Origin of the sequence: Microbacterium aurum (assembly GCF_016907815.1) — a bacterium.
Classification (GTDB): domain Bacteria; phylum Actinomycetota; class Actinomycetes; order Actinomycetales; family Microbacteriaceae; genus Microbacterium; species Microbacterium aurum.
In genome coordinates, this window is the sequence record NZ_JAFBCQ010000001.1 from 2,546,085 (window position 1) to 2,560,957 (window position 14,873).

At 71.4% G+C, this 14,873-nt stretch carries 14 protein-coding genes and 1 tRNA gene; 2 read left to right on the top strand and 13 right to left on the bottom strand.

Translation table 11 applies throughout. From position 1 onward, the window contains the following. The first annotated feature begins 33 nt into the window (after nt 1–33). Nucleotides 34–408 carry an RNA polymerase-binding protein RbpA gene (locus JOD60_RS12530; protein WP_076690920.1) on the top strand — a complete coding sequence of 125 codons (375 nt, stop codon included), beginning with the start codon at nt 34–36 and terminating at the stop codon, nt 406–408. 38 nt (nt 409–446) lie between these two features. On the opposite strand, the gene lnt is transcribed toward JOD60_RS12530, so the two are convergent. The 9 genes from lnt to JOD60_RS12575 form a co-directional block, all read right to left on the bottom strand. After that, entirely contained in the window at nt 447–2,012 is a 1,566-nt protein-coding gene (gene lnt, locus JOD60_RS12535; RefSeq protein ID WP_076690923.1) for an apolipoprotein N-acyltransferase, read from the bottom strand. Nucleotides 2,013–2,036: 24 nt separating this feature from the next. Further along, nucleotides 2,037–4,505, bottom strand: a complete 2,469-nt coding sequence (locus JOD60_RS12540; RefSeq protein WP_076690924.1) for a DEAD/DEAH box helicase — start codon at nt 4,503–4,505, stop codon at nt 2,037–2,039. Beyond that, nucleotides 4,502–5,296, bottom strand: coding sequence for a twin-arginine translocase subunit TatC (gene tatC, locus JOD60_RS12545; protein WP_076690925.1), 795 nt, complete (start codon nt 5,294–5,296; stop codon nt 4,502–4,504). Before tatC ends, JOD60_RS12540 begins: the two co-directional genes overlap by 4 nt. Nucleotides 5,297–5,362: 66 nt before the next feature. Continuing rightward, nucleotides 5,363–5,650 carry a Sec-independent protein translocase subunit TatA gene (gene tatA / locus JOD60_RS12550; protein WP_084202006.1) on the bottom strand — a complete coding sequence of 96 codons (288 nt, stop codon included), beginning with the start codon at nt 5,648–5,650 and terminating at the stop codon, nt 5,363–5,365. A gap of 57 nt (nt 5,651–5,707) precedes the next feature. Next, a complete protein-coding gene (locus JOD60_RS12555) occupies nt 5,708–6,670 on the bottom strand; it encodes a helix-turn-helix transcriptional regulator (protein ID WP_076690926.1) in 963 nt (320 codons plus the stop codon). Continuing rightward, nucleotides 6,667–7,668: a helix-turn-helix transcriptional regulator gene (locus tag JOD60_RS12560; RefSeq protein ID WP_076690927.1), complete on the bottom strand. Its 1,002-nt coding sequence runs from the start codon at nt 7,666–7,668 to the stop codon at nt 6,667–6,669. Before JOD60_RS12560 ends, JOD60_RS12555 begins: the two co-directional genes overlap by 4 nt. A gap of 32 nt (nt 7,669–7,700) precedes the next feature. Beyond that, nucleotides 7,701–8,651 (bottom strand): FKBP-type peptidyl-prolyl cis-trans isomerase, encoded by a 951-nt coding sequence (locus tag JOD60_RS12565; protein WP_076690928.1) that lies wholly within the window; start codon nt 8,649–8,651, stop codon nt 7,701–7,703. 4 nt (nt 8,652–8,655) lie between these two features. Next, nucleotides 8,656–9,732, bottom strand: a complete 1,077-nt coding sequence (locus JOD60_RS12570) for a tRNA (adenine-N1)-methyltransferase (RefSeq protein ID WP_084202007.1) — start codon at nt 9,730–9,732, stop codon at nt 8,656–8,658. Further along, nucleotides 9,729–10,430: an HAD family hydrolase gene (locus tag JOD60_RS12575; RefSeq protein WP_076690929.1), complete on the bottom strand. Its 702-nt coding sequence runs from the start codon at nt 10,428–10,430 to the stop codon at nt 9,729–9,731. The genes JOD60_RS12570 and JOD60_RS12575 overlap by 4 nt, the downstream gene beginning before the upstream one ends. 118 nt (nt 10,431–10,548) lie before the next feature. Here JOD60_RS12575 and JOD60_RS12580 point away from each other — a divergent pair, with 118 nt between their 5' ends. Beyond that, nucleotides 10,549–11,412, top strand: a complete 864-nt coding sequence (locus JOD60_RS12580; RefSeq protein ID WP_076690930.1) for a PAC2 family protein — start codon at nt 10,549–10,551, stop codon at nt 11,410–11,412. Here the strand turns inward: JOD60_RS12580 and JOD60_RS12585 are convergent. From JOD60_RS12585 to JOD60_RS12600, 4 genes are all read right to left on the bottom strand, one after another. Further along, nucleotides 11,406–12,236 (bottom strand): undecaprenyl-diphosphate phosphatase, encoded by an 831-nt coding sequence (locus tag JOD60_RS12585; RefSeq protein ID WP_076690931.1) that lies wholly within the window; start codon nt 12,234–12,236, stop codon nt 11,406–11,408. The genes JOD60_RS12580 and JOD60_RS12585 overlap by 7 nt on opposite strands. 10 nt (nt 12,237–12,246) lie before the next feature. Continuing rightward, entirely contained in the window at nt 12,247–13,557 is a 1,311-nt protein-coding gene (locus JOD60_RS12590; protein ID WP_076690932.1) for a M20/M25/M40 family metallo-hydrolase, read from the bottom strand. Nucleotides 13,558–13,634: 77 nt separating this feature from the next. Then, nucleotides 13,635–13,719, bottom strand: a tRNA-Leu gene (locus JOD60_RS12595). 74 nt (nt 13,720–13,793) lie between these two features. Beyond that, complete coding sequence (locus JOD60_RS12600; RefSeq protein ID WP_076692211.1) at nt 13,794–14,873, bottom strand: VIT1/CCC1 transporter family protein; 1,080 nt, start codon at nt 14,871–14,873, stop codon at nt 13,794–13,796.

Sequence of the window (14,873 nt, forward strand, 5' to 3'; positions counted from 1 at the left end):
GCGTTATACCTGAGACGACGAGAGGACCACACAATGGCAGATCGCAGCCTGCGCGGCATCCGACTCGGCGCCTCCAGCCTACAGAGCGAGGAAGGCGTCGTGTTCCATGAACGCGCCAACCACACGTACGTCTGCACCCAGTGCGGACGCGAGACCGTTATGACCTTCGCGGCCGACGCCGAGCTGCCCGAGGCCTGGGAGTGCCGCACCTGCGGCGCTGAAGCCGTCCGCCGCGTCGGCGACACGGTTGTCGAGATCGACCACTCCGGCGACAAGGTCGCACGCACCCACTGGGACATGCTGATGGAGCGCCGGACGATCCCCGAACTCGAGGAGCTGCTCGAAGAGCGCCTCGCCCTGCTGCGCGCCCGTCGCGGCGCCGAGGCCGACGCCCGCCTCAGCGCCTGACGGTCGCACCGACCGCGTGACGCCGGTCTCCCCCTGATTCACACCACGGGGAGGCCGGCGTCTTCGGCGTGCCCGCGGCGCCGCCGGACGAGCAGCGCCACCACGGCGAGGGCGACCACGCTCCCCCACCCCAGAAGACTCTGGATCGCGGCCCCCGCCACGATTCCCGGCGTGAGCCCCGTCCGCAACGGCACGTCGGTGACCATGGCCCCCGGCTCGTCTGCCGGCAGCGCGTCGACCGTGACGCCGTCGGGGCCGATGACCTGGCTCGTCCCGACGGTGGACAGATTCACGACGGCGCGCCCCGCCTCGATCGCCCGCATCCGCGCGAACGCCAGCTGCTGCAGGTTCTCATCCGTGCCGCGGAAGTCGGCGTTGTTGGTCTGGAACATGTAGACCTCCGCGCCGGCGAGAGCGCCGTCGCGGATGACGTCGTCGTAGATGACGTCGAAGCAGATCGCGAGCCCCACCCCGACGCCGTCGACATCGACGAACGGTGCCGCCGTGCCTGGTGTGTACTCCCGCTGGATCAGGCCGATGAGGTCGGGGGCCAGGAGGTTGAAGAACCAGCGGTCGGGAACATATTCCCCGAACGGCACGGGATGCCGCTTGTCGTAGGTCTGCGTCGGATTGTCGGCGCCGGCCTGCCAGACCAGTGACGAGTTGAAGTACTGCTCACCCCGCTGGGTGACCGCGCTGATCAGGAGCGGCGCGTCGATCCGCGCCGACAGCGCGTCGAGCGTCCGTGCCACCGACGCGTTCGCCGTGGGGTCGGCGTCCACGCCGCCCTCCGGCCACAGCAGCACGTCGAGATCCTCGTCCTCGATCGGCTCCGTCGCCGCCAGCTGCGCACGCAGCACGTCGTACGGCTCGCGTTCGTCGAAGTAGCCCGCGGGGCCGTTGCCCTGCACCGCGCCGACGCGGATGCTCCCGGCATCCGTCGTCGGGAACTGCGGGAGGGCGAGCAGCAGCACCAGCGTCACGGCGACGGGCAGGATGCCGCGCCACGCCGTCGAGACGGCACGCAGGCGGCCGGTGCGTACGAGTTCGACGGCAGACGCGCACGCGAAGACGATGAGGAAGGACAGTCCGCTCATCCCGGTCCACGACGCGACGTCGGCGAGCGGCGATGACGCTTGCGTGACGGCCAGGCGTGCCCACGGGAATCCTCCGTAGGGGAACGTGCCGAGCAGCTCCTCGCGGCTGACCCACAGCCCGGCCACGAGCGCCGGAAGCGCCAGCAGACGCCCCAGCGTGCCCGGCGCGAGGCGCGGCAGCCAGCGGTAGGCGAGGGCGAGCGGCAGCGCCATGACCGCCGTCAGCGCGGTCTCCAGCGACGACAGGGCGATCCACGGCACCGGGCCGAGGTAGCGCGCCGTGAAGGAGAGGTTCAGGAAGAACAGCGCCGCCCCGAACACCGCACCCACGAGCACCGCCGCCCAGCCCCGACGGCCGATGAGGCTCACGAGCGCCAACGGCACCGCGGCGAAGACGACCGGCCACCAGGCGGATGCCGGGAATGCCGCCGTCAGCAGCAGGCCGCCCGCGGCGGCGGCGAGCACCGCGGCCCACAGCGGCAGCAACGGTCGGGGGCGGACGGGCACGACGTCGAGCCTAACCCGGGTGGATCAGAGCGAGCCGTAGGCGACGATGCCGCGGCGCACCGCGTCCAGCGCGCGGCGCGCGGTCACCGCCACCGGCGGGTCGGCGACGATCGAGAGCTGATCGAGCAGGTCGATCGTCTGTTTGCTCCACCGGACGAAATCGCCCGCGGCCAGGTCCGCCTCCTGCAGCACGCGGTCCAGGCTCGCGCCCCGCGCCCAGGAGTGCATCGCCTGCGCGAGTCCCGTCGCGACCGGCGCCGAACCGGGCAGCCGGTGATCCTGCTCCAGATCGTCCAGCCGCGACCACAGCGTCTGCGTCTCGCTGAGCGCGGCACGGAACGCTCCCCGCGGCAGCCCGTGCTCGCCGGGACCGGCCTCGTCGCGCCGCGGCTCGTAGACCAGGCAGCACGCGAGAGCCGCGAGCCCCGCCGGGTCGAGCTCCGTCCAGATGCCGGTGCGCAGCGATTCTGCCACCAGCAGGTCGCGCTCGCCGTAGATGCGCTTCATCGTCGCACCGGCGGGGTTGAGCGTCGTCGTGCCGTCGGGCGCGACGGCGACGTAGTCCAGGGCCGCGAGCACGTCGACGACGCGGTCGAAGATGCGGGCCACGGTGCCGGTGCGCGTCTCGATCTGCTGGCGCAGCTTGTCGGTGTGACGCCGCAGCTTCCAATAACGCTCCGCCCAGCGCGCGTGCTTCTCGCGGTCGGGACAGCTCTGGCAGGGATGGCTCTTCAGCCGGCGACGCAGCGATTCGATCTGTTCCTGCCGCTGCTGCCGCAACTTCGGCGGACCGGAGCGGTCGCCCTTGCGCTCGAGGTCGGTGAGCTCACGCCGCATGCGTGCGTACTCGGCGAAGTCGCCGCGGTCGCAGGCCATCGAGTTCGCGTAGCCGGCGAGGGACTCCTCGGCATCCTTCACCTCGCGCGCCAGCCCCACGACGGCACGGTCGGCCTGGAACTGCGCGAACGACGACTCGAGGATCTCCCGCGCGCGGGCCCGCCCGAACTGGTCGATGAGGTTGACGGCCATGTTGTACGTCGGCCGGAAGCTGGAGTTGAGCGGGTACGTGCGGCGTGAGGCCAGCGACGCGACCGCCTGCGGGTCGAGACTCTCGGTCCACTGGATCACGGCGTGGCCTTCGACGTCGATGCCGCGGCGCCCCGCACGCCCGGTGAGCTGGGTGTACTCCCCCGACGTGATCGCCACGCGCGCCTCGCCGTTGAACTTCTCGAGCTTCTCGAGCACGACGGTGCGGGCCGGCATGTTGATGCCGAGCGCGAGGGTCTCGGTGGCGAACACGACCTTCACGAGCTTGCGCTGGAACAGCTCCTCGACGATCTCCTTGAACGCCGGCAGCAGCCCCGCGTGGTGGGCGGCGATGCCCCGCTCCAGGTTCTCGCGCCACTCCCAGAAGCCGAGGACGGCGAGGTCCTCGTCGGGCAGCGTCCCGGTGCGCTCGTCGACCACGCGGCGGATCTCGTCGCGCTCCTCACGGTCCGTCAGCCGCACGCCGGCGCGGCGCACCTGCTGCACGGCGCCCTCGCAGCCCGCGCGGCTGAAGATGAAGAAGATCGCCGGCAGCAGATTCGCCCGCGCGAGCAGCTCGACCACCTGCGGCCGGTCCATGCGCTCGATCCGCTGCATGTTCGCGCTGCGCACCGGCCGCCGCCCACCGCGCTGCGGTCGCCGCGCACCGCCGTCCCGTCCGCCCTGGGACCGATACTGCTGCGCCTGCCGGTTGTTCTCGTAGCGCGCGCCGCTGCCGCCGCGGATGCGCATGAGCTCCTGGTTCACCTGCGCCGTGGCGATGCCCGCGCGCTCGTCGAACAGCGGCAGCAGATCGCCGCGCACCAACACGTGCTGCTCGAGCGGCACCGGACGGGTCTCGGAGACGATCACCGCCGTGTCGCCGCGCACGGTGTCGAGCCAGTCGCCGAACTCCTCGGCGTTGGAGACCGTCGCCGACAGCGACACCAGGCGCACCTCCTGCGGCAGGTGGATGATCACCTCTTCCCACACCGCGCCGCGGAACCGGTCGGCGAGGTAGTGCACCTCGTCCATCACGACGTACCGCAGACCCTGCAGCGCCGGCGAGTCGGCGTACAGCATGTTGCGGAGGACCTCTGTGGTCATCACGACCACGCGCGCGTTGCCGTTGATGTTGGTGTCGCCGGTGAGGAGCCCCACCTCGCTCTCGCCGTAGACCTGCTGGAGCTCCCGGAACTTCTGGTTCGACAGCGCCTTCATCGGCGTCGTGTAGAACGCCTTGTCGCCGGGCTGGAGCATCGCCAGGTGCACGGCGAACTCGCCGACGATCGTCTTACCCGCTCCCGTGGGCGCGGCCACGAGCACGCTTCGGCCGTCCTCCAGCGCCTGGCAGCCGGCGACCTGGAACGGGTCGAGTTCGAAGCGCTGAGCATCGGCGAACGCGGCCGTCAGCGGGTGCGCCTGTCGCAGCTGGGCCCGTGCGAACCGCGCGGCGGGATCGCTCACGCGCCGGCCTTGGGTGTCTCGGTGGGCGCGTCGGCGGGCGCCAGCCCCGCGGCGGCGTCGCGTTTCGCCCGGCGCCGGTCGAACAGCATCGACAGGCCCGCGGCGGCGAAGAAGAGCACGATGAGGATGCCGGCCAGCAGCAGCATGCTGACGATGTCGGCGGCGGGGGTGGCAAGACCGGCGAACACCACCGTGATGAGGATCGCGACGCGCCAGCCCTTGAGGATCGCCTTCCCGCTCATGATCCCGGCGAGGTTCAGCGCGACGAGGAACACCGGCAGCACGAACGAGACGCCGACCACGAGGACGAGCTTGAACACGAAGTCGTAGTAGTACTTCGCCTCGTACATGTTCGCCGCGCCCTCCGCCGAGAACGACGCCATGATCTCGACGATGTGCGGCATGATCAGCCAGCCCACGAAGCATCCGGCGAAGAAGAGCGGCACGGCGGCGCAGACGAAGCCGACGGTGTAGCGGATCTCCTTGCGGGTGAGCCCCGGCATGAGGAACGCCCACAGCTGCCAGATCCACACCGGCGCCGAGAGGATGATGCCGACGACGAAGGAGATCCGCAGCCGCATGTCGAACGGACCGGTGATGGTGGAGTACATGAGCCGGACGATCGCGGCGGGGTCCTCCCCACGCCGCTCCGCGACGATGCGGATGGGCTCGGTCATCGCCCAGATGATCCAGTCGGTGAGGAAGAACGCGATCACCATGCCGACGACGAGCGCGATGGCGGCGATCACGAAGCGGCGGCGCAGCTCCACCAGGTGCTGCCCCAGCGACATCCGCTTGTCATTGCGCGGGACGTCGTCCGCCCCGACCCGAGGACGAGCGGCTGTGGACACGGGGTGTCAGGACCGGGTGTCCGCCGTGCCGGCGGGGCCGGCGGTCGTGTCCGTCGGGGGCGTCTGCAGCGGTGCGGGCTCGGCGGCGGGGGCCGGGGCGACGGATGCGGCGGTGCCCGCGGCCGCGTCGGCGGTCTTGTCGTCGTCCTTCATCGCCTTCATCTCACCCTTGAAGATGCGGGCGGACTGTCCCATGCTCTTGGCGAGCGCCGGGAGCTTGGCCGCGCCGAACAGCAGCAGGATCACGATCAGGAGGATCCACAGGTGCGGACCCGCGAACAGATTGCTGGGCATGGGGCGTCCCCTCGTCGAAGCGTGGCACAAGTCTACCCGGCGGCCCCGCCGACGCGGTCAGCGGTACTGGGCGAGCCCAGCTTCGGCCCAGGCGGCCGCCGCCTGGCGCGCCCCGGCGGGGGCGAGCACTTCGAGGTCGCCCCCCAGACGCGCGGCGACGCGCTTGAGGCTGCGCTCGTCGCCGACGCGGATGCGCGCGGTGCGCACCGCCGAGGCACTGCCCTGCTCGTCGACGACGACGTAGTCGGCGAGGAGGGGCGCCGCCGCGGCGCGGTAGCGCACATCCACCTCGACGTCGCCGGCGGATGCCTCGAACAGCGCAGGGGCGACATCGTCGCCGTGGGTGCTGGGGATGTCGGTCAAACGCACCTGCGAGACCCGGTCGAGGTGGAACGTGCGCATCGCCTCGCGCAGGTGGCACCAGCCCTGCAGGTACCACTGGCCGCCCGCGATGTGGACCTTGACGGGGTCGACGGTGCGGGTGGTGGGGGCGGCATCCGGCGCCTGGTAGGTGAACGAGACGGCAACGCCTTCGCGCAGCGCCTGCGCCACGGCAACCCGCACGTCGTCGACGGCTTCGGGCGCGACGATGACCTCGGCCGGTGTCGCGGCGGCGCCGCGGGCGAGCTTCGCCAGCAGCCCTTGCACGATGCCGCTGTCTCCGACGCCCGGCAGTGACGCCGCGACCTGCAGGCCCGCCAGCAGCGCCGCCGCCTCGCGCGCGCTCAGACGCGGCGTGCGCTCGAGCCCCACGGTGTTCGTGATGACGATGAGGTCCTGCTCGTCGAGCAGGTCCCAGTCGATGTCGAAGAGGTCGTTGGCCATCTGCCAGAATCCGCCCTCGCCGGGCAGGCCGATGACGGTGAGCTTCTCGACCATGCCGCGCATCTGCTCGGGCGTGACGTCGAACTCGTCCGCCGCCTCGGTGAGCGACACCTCGCCCTTGCCGATCAGGTACGGCACGAGCTGCAGGATGAGCGCGGCGCGGTCGGTCGCCGGCAGCGGCTTGCGTGCGCTCACGACGCGCTCCCCCGATCGGTGTGCGCCGCGAGGGCGCGTTCCAGCCGCGCGATCACCTGGGCGCGCAGGTCTGCGGGTTCGACCACCCGCACCTCCGGCCCGTACGAGGCCAGCTCGTCGGCGAAGATGTGGACGTCCACGTAGGGCACCTCGATCCCCTGCCCCGCCGGTTCGGCGCGGCGGCTCAGCCGCAGCGCCGCCTCGGTGCCCGGCGCGACCTCGAGCAGCGCGCGCTGCCGCGCGGCGACCTCGGCGAGGCCCGCGAGCGCCCGATCGCCGGCGTCCTCGCGGCGGGCGAGATCGAACGCGGTCTTGGTCACGGTGACGTCGGAGCAGATGCGCGAGAGGAGGAAGGTGCGGACGTCTTGAGCGCCGAGGTCGAAGCCGTACACGTGCCAGCGCGCCTCGTACTCCACGAGCGCGTACGGCTCGATACGACGGCGCGTCGCGGCATCCTCCCCCGCCTTGAGGTAGTCGAACTCGACGACCCGGCCCTGTTCGATCGCCCGCTGCAGCGGGGCGAACGACGCCTCCCGGAGGTTGATGCGCGGCGAGTAGCCGATGATCGGCGCGTCCACCTCGATGCCGAGCGCGCGGATCTTGCGGAGCCCGCTGCGGGCGTCGGCCGACATCGAGCTCTCGCTCCAGACGCCTCCGGCCAGGTTCAGCACCGCGAGTTCCGCCGGCGTGAAGTCGATGTCGGCGGGCAGTTCGTATTCCGCCGTCGGAATGCGGTAGCGCGCTTCGCGCAGATCGTCGGGGTCGGCGTAGTCGCCGATCGTCTCCACGGGGATGCCGAGCGAACGCAGGTTCTCCTTGTCGCGCTCGAACATCTTCTCCAGCGCATCCTTGGACGCGCCCGCCTCACCGTGCTCGCGATAGCCGGCGACCGACGACAGGATCGCCTGCTTGGTGAGCCCCTGCTCGGTCGCCATGAGCGCGACGACGAGATTCACCAGGCGCTCTTCCGGCGCGGTACGGGTCGTCTCGGTGGCCACCCGACCATCCTAGGTGTCGGCTGTGCCGCCGGTCAGGAGGATGCGGGCGCGTCGATGCCGAGGATGTCGATGACGAAGACGAGCGTCGCGTCACCCGGGATCGTGCCGCTGCCCTCGGCTCCATAGCCGAGCTCCGGCGGGATGACAGCGAGGATCTGCGACCCCACCGTCTGCCCCTCGAGGGCCTGGGCGAACCCGGGCACGACGCCGTTCATCGTGACGGCGACCGAGGCGCCCTTCTGCCACGACGAGTCGAAGACCTTGCGGTCGGCCCAGGTGACGCCGGTGTACTTGATGCGGATGCTGTCGGCATCGGTCACGACGGCACCGTCGCCCTTCTTCAGCACCTCGACGGCGAGGTCGGCGGGCGGATCGGCGTCCGGGATGATGATGCCGGGCTCGCCACCGGGCGCCAGCACGACCGACGGCATGCCGCGGCGGTCGTTGTACTGCGGCACGCCGTTCGCCGCGGCGAGGTAGACCTTCTGGACGTCCATCGCGACCACGATGGTGTCGTCCTCGCTCAGGCCCCAGTTCTGCGCCGCGTCCGTCGACAGGGCCGTCGCGGGCACGGCGCCGACGACGCGCGAGCCTTCGCGAGCGCACATCATCATGTCGGCGAGGCCGTCGTAGTGCTCACGCCAGTAGCCCACCGTGTTCACCTGCGGGCTGGCGCTCAGCAGGCTCTCGCCCGTCGCGCCGTCGACGATCGTGACGCTGAAGGCGAGGTCCTGCGCGTCGGAGGTGATGGCCATCCCCTCGCCCACCGTCTCGTCTTCGGCGACTGTCTCGGGCACGAAGACCGGTGCGTCCAGCGACACCTGCGCCGCACCCGGCGCACCGGAGACGTGCACGGCGTCGAGGACGCCGGTTTCGGCAGCGGGACGCGCGCACGCGGCGGGCGACGAGGCGGTCGCACACCCGGCGAGGGTCAGAGCGGACAGGCCGAGGACGGCGAGAACAGCAGGGATCCGGCGACGCACCGGATCAGTCTACGTCGTCCGTCGCACGCTCCCCCGCCGCCGCCGCGGTGCGCGCGCCATCGGCGGCACGCTGGGCCTCGCGGACGCGCTTGCGGAGGTTCTTGTCGGTGATCTCGCGGTCGCCCACGGCGCCCGGTGTCCACAGTTCGACGTCCTCGTCGGCGTATGACGGCTTCTTCAGGGCGCGCTTGCGGACATCGGGCGGCACCGCGCCGGGAGCCAACCGCCGCGCCGTGATGAGGAAGCCGGTGTGCGCCACCATCCGGTGGTCGGGCCGAACCGCGAGCCCCTCGACATGCCAGCCGCGGATCATCGTCTCGGTGGCCTCCGGGTCGGTGAACAGCCCCGTGCCGCGCAGGTACTCCGCGACACGGCTGAGCTGGGTGGCGGTGGCGACGTAGCAGAGCACGACGCCGCCCGGGGTGAGGGCATCGGCGACGGCGTCGATGCACTCCCACGGCGCCAGCATGTCGAGCACGACGCGGTCGACGGATGCCGGGGCCACCGCGTTCGGCAGCTGTTCGACGAGGTCGCCGACGACGACCTGCCACGCCGGCGGGTGGTGGCCGAAGAAGGTCTCGACGTTGGCCAGGGCCACCTGCGCGAACTCGTCGCGGCGCTCGAAGGACACCAGCCGGCCCGCCGGACCGATCGCGCGCAGCAGCCACATCGACAGCGCGCCGGAGCCCACGCCCGCCTCCACGACGGTGGCACCCGGGAAGATGTCCGCCGCGGCGAGGATCTGCGCAGCATCCTTCGGGTACACGATCGCCGCACCGCGCGGCATCGACATGACGAAGTCGCGCAGGAGCGGCCGCAGGGCGAGGTACTCGTGCCCGCCGGAGTTCGTCACGACCGAGCCGTCGGGCTGGCCGACGATGCTCTCGTGGCGGAGGACGCCGTGATGCGTGTGCAGCTCACCGCCGTCGCGCAGCGTGACGGTGTGCAGGCGCCCCTTGGGGCCCGTCAGCTGCACGCGGTCGCCGAGGCGGAATGGTCCGCTCGGACGCAGGTCGGCCTGCGCGGCGGGCTGGGCGGGCTGGGCGGGCTGGGCGGGGTCGGCGGAGTCAGCCACGGTCATCGGTGTCCTTCGGCGGGAGCGGGCGGGGTGGGGTGGGCGGGGCGGGCGGAGTGGAAGGCGGCGATGTCCGCCGTGGTGCGGCCGGCGAGGGTCGGCCACAGCGCGTGGGCGCCGGCGCCGACGAGCGACACCATCAGCGGCACGCCGATGGTGGGAACCCCGGCGGCGACGGCGGCACGGACGCCGGTGGGCGAGTCCTCGATCGCGACGGCGTCGCGGGGCGCGATGTCGAGGGCCTGGCAGGCCTGCAGGTAGGCGTCCGGGTAGGGCTTGGGTCGCGTGGCGTCGTCGCCCGACACGATCACCTCGAACGTGTGGCCGAACGGGGCGACGACCTGTTCGGCCATGCGCCGCAGCGACATCGTCACCAGCGCGCACCGCACGCCCGCCGCCCGTAGGTCGGCGAGGAGTTCAGCGGCACCGGGCCGCAGCGGGTTGCCCTGCTCGGCGATGGTCTGCGTGACCCGCTCGGTGAGGTGGTCGATGATCTCGGACGCGGCCATCCGCACGCCTGCGGCCTGCAGGATGGTCGCCGAGCTCTCCAGCCCCTGGCCGACGAGGGTCAGCGCCTGCTCGTGGGTCCACGTGCCGCCGAACGATTCGACGAGCGCCGTCTCCGCGGCCATCCAGTACGGTTCGGTGTCCACCAGGGTGCCGTCCATGTCCCACAGGACGGCGGCGGGAAGGGCTGCGCTCACCGATTCATGTTACCGGGGGCGTCCCCGGTGCCTGCCCGGCCAGCCCCGGCCAGCCCCGGCCCTCTCCCGCTCTCAGCGCGTATCGTGGGGGGATCGGTTCACCGACGGAAGGGGCGGCGTGGACGAACTGGGTCAGCGGGTGCTGGTCGTGGCGTTCGATGGCTGGAACGACGCGGGCGAAGCCGCGTCTGCGGCCGTGGCCCACATCCGTGAGTCAGGTGCCTATCGCGAGGTCTTCTCCGTCGACCCCGAGCTGTACTTCGACTACCAGTACACGCGCCCGCAGATCCGGTTGGATGCCGACGGCTCGCGCACCCTGACCTGGCCCGACGCGACGCTGTGGCGGCCCCTGCATCCGTCGGAGGACGCCCGCCTGTGGCTGCTGTCCGGCGTGGAGCCCGCACGGGCGTGGCAGGCGTTCGCGGCGGAGCTGATCGACGCGGCGCTGAGTGAGGACATCACGGGCATCGTCGCGCTCGGCTCGATGATGTCGGATGTGCCGCACACCCGGCCGATCTCCGTCTTCGCCGGCAGCGACAACGACCGCCTCCGCACGGCGCTGGGCCTGGAGAAGCCGACCTACGAGGGACCCGCCGGCATCCTCTCGGTGCTCGCCGCCGCCGCCGAGGAGGCCGGCATCCCGTGCGCCTCGCTGTGGGCGAGCGTGCCGCACTACGTCGCCGGGCACACACCCTCGCCGAAGGCGACCCTCGCGCTGCTGGACCGTCTCACCGCACTCACCGGTGCCGTCGTCGCCCGCGGCGAACTGCCCGCCGAGGCGCTCGCGTGGGAGGCTTCGATCGACGCGGCCGCCGCCGAGGACGAGGAAATGACGGAGTACATCCGCCAGCTCGAGCGGACCCGCGACACGTGGGACTCTCCGGAGGCGTCGGGCGACGCGATCGCGCAGGAGTTCGAACGGTACCTCCGCCGCGGCGGCGAGGGCCCGGGCAAGCCCGGCCGCGACGACCGGCGTCAGTAGGCCTGCAGCACCCCGAAGCTCAAGAGCACGATGAGCACGATGCCGAGCAGCACGCGGTAGATCACGAACGGCAGGAAGCTGCCGCGCTTGAGGTACTGCATGAGGAACGCGATGACGGCGAGCCCCACGCCGAACGCGACGACCGTCGCGACGCCGGTCTCGACCATCGTGAAGACCTGCTCGCCCGGGTCTTTGATCGCCTGGAACAGCTCGTACAGGCCGCTGCCGAAGACGGCGGGGACGGCCAGGAGGAAGGCGACCTCGGCGGCGGCCGGCCGGGTGTAGCCGAGGGCCAGGCCCATCGTCGTGGTGGCGCCCGAGCGCGACACACCGGGCACGAGCGCGAGCGCCTGCGCGACGCCGAGGATGAGGCCGTGACGATAGGTCAGATCCTCTTCATTGCGCGTGCGGCGGCCCAGCGCGTCGGCGGCGCCGAGGATGAGGCCGAAGACGATGAGCACGATCGCGACGAGCCAGAGGTTGCGGAACGTGTCGCGGATGACGTCCTGGAACAGGAACCCGAGGATGCCGATCGGGATCGTGCCGATGATGACGATCCAGCCCATGCGGGCGTCGGGGTCGTTGCGCGGCACCGCTCCGGTGAGCGAACGGAACCAGCGACCGATGATGCGGACGATCTTCTTCCAGAAGTAGACGAGGACCGCGAGCTCCGTGCCGATCTGCGTGATGGCCGTGAAGGTCGCGCCCGGGTCTTCGGCCGACGGCAGCAGCTCGCCCACGATGCGCAGATGGGCGCTGGACGAGATCGGCAGGAACTCCGTGAGCCCCTGCACGATCCCGAGGATGATCGCGTCGAACAGCATGCCGCGCCTTTCAGTACGAGCGGAGAAGATCGGTCAGCACACGCTGGCCGAACACGAGGGCGTCGATCGGGACGCGCTCATCCACCCCATGGAACATACCCGTGAAGTCAAGGTCCGCGGGAAGGCGCAGCGGAGCGAAGCCGTACCCGGCGATGCCGAGCTCGGCGAGAGCCTTGTTGTCGGTGCCGCCGCCCATGAGATACGGGACGACCGGGATGCCCGGGTCGTGACGCTCCAGCGCGCCGACCATCGCGTCGACGAGGGAGCCGGCGAACGGCACCTCCAGGCCGATGTCGCGGTGGGCGATCTCGATCTCGATGTCGTCGCCGACGATCCGCTGGATCTCGGCGAGCACACGATCTTCCTGCCCCGGCAGGGTGCGCACGTCGATCGCCGCGACCGCGGCATCCGGGATCACGTTGTGCTTGTAGCCCGCGGTGAGCCCGGTCGGGTTGGTGGTGGTGCGGAAGGTGGAGCGGAGGAACCCGGATGCCGGCCCGGTCGCCGCCGCGACGACGTCGGGTTCTGCGGGGTCGTTGCCGCACAGGGCGGCGAGCCCGTCGACCGTCTGGCGGGTCGTGGCTGTCAGCTCGATCGGCCACGCGGTGCGGCCGAGGGCGGCCACGGCCTCGGCCAGCCGGGTGACGGCGTTGTCGGGGTGGAAGCGGCTGCCGTGACCTGCCGTGCCGCGGGCGCGCAGACGCAGCCAGATGAGGGCCTTCTCCCCCACCTGCAGCAGGTATGCACGACGATCCCCGACCGGGATCGAATAGCCGCCGACCTCGCTGATCGCCTCGGTCGCGCCGGCGAACCACTCCGGACGGTCCCGGACGACCAGCTGCGACCCTTCGACGCCGCCGTTCTCCTCATCGGCGAAGAACGTCACGATGAGGTCGCGTGTCGGCTGCTCCCCCGCGCGCACCAGGTCGGCGACGGAGGTGAGGATCATGGCGTCCATGTCCTTCATGTCGACCGCGCCCCGGCCCCACAGCATCCCGTCCTTGACGACGCCCGCGAAGGGATCGACGCTCCAGTCCGCCGCGACGGCGGGAACGACGTCGAGGTGGCCGTGGAGGACGAGCGCCGGCTTTGCCCGGTCGCGCCCGGGAATGCGGACGCTGAGGTTCGTGCGTCGCGGGATGGGCTCGTAGAACTCCGGCTTCAGGCCGAGGGACTCGAGGAACGCGCCGACGTACTCGGCAGCTTCGCGCTCGCCGTTGCTGCGGCCCTCGCCGTAGTTCGTCGTGTCGAAGCGGATGAGGTCGCGCGCGATACGGGCGACCTCGGGCAGCTCGTCGGGGGTCTCGTCGGTCACCAGCATGACCCCACGCTACCCGTCGCTATCGACCAAAAGAAAAAGGCCCCTGGTCAGGGGCCTTTTTCTGTTGGTTCGTTCTGTGCGCGAGGGGGGACTTGAACCCCCACGCCCTATAAGGGCACTAGCACCTCAAGCTAGCGCGTCTACCTATTCCGCCACCCGCGCATGGTGGTGTCGGATGCTTTCGCAACCGAGGATCGACATTACCACGTGAGCCCACAGAACGAGGAATCGCGCGCCTATCCCGCCGACACGTCGAACAGCAGGCCCAGCAGATAGGTCACGGCGGCGGCACCGAATCCGATCGCGAGCTGTCGCAGCCCCCGCCGCAGCGGCGGCGCGCCGGACAGCAGACCCACCATCGCCCCCGTCGCGAGCAACGCGATCCCGACGAGCGCGAGCGCGAGCACGACCGCCCCGATACCCGACAGGCCGAAGATCCAGGGCAGCACCGGGATGATCGCCCCGGACGCGAAGAACAGGAAGCTCGACCCGGCCGCGCCGAAGGCGCTGCCGACGACCTCGTGGTCGGCCCCGATGGCGACCGGCCCGGTCGCGGGCGCGACCTCCGCGCTGCGAGCCGCCTCGAGCACCCGGCGAGCCCGTGCTTCGGCCTCGGCCTCCGGCATCCCGCGCGTGCGGTACACCAGCGCGAGTTCGTTGGCGTCGAGGTCGAGGTCGGGCAGGACGGCGTCGGCGTAGTCGCTGGGCTCCGTGGCATCCAGCATCTCGCGCTGCGAGCGCACCGACACGAACTCCCCCGCGCCCATCGACAGCGCACCGGCGAGCAGTCCCGCGATGCCGCTGAAGAGCACGAACTGCGACGCGACGCCGGTCGCGCCGATGCCCATCACGAGCGCCAGGTTCGACACGAGCCCGTCGTTGGCGCCGAACACGGCGGCTCGGAAGGTCCCCGACAGCCGTCGCCGTCCCCGCGCCGCGAGCCCGCGCACGACCTCGCGGTGGACGCGCTCGTCCGCGGCCATCCGCGCCGTTGCGTGCGGATCGTCGGCGTACGGCGAGCGGCCCTCGGCGTTCTGCGCGAGCGCGAGCACGAAGATCGAGCCGAAGCGCCGCGCCATCCACCCCAGCATCCGCGACGAGAAGCTCGGCGCCGGAAGTCGTGCCGGCTCACCGCCGAGCAGTTCGAGCCAGTGGGCCTCGTGCCGGCCCTCGGCCTCGGCGAGCGCCAGGAGGATCTCGCGTTCCTCGCCGTCGCGGCGCTGCGCGAGCTCGCGGTAGACACGCGCCTCGGCACGCTCGTCGACGAGGTAGCGCGCCCAGCGGCGGCGGTCGCGCGCGGTCGCCTGCGGGGTCAT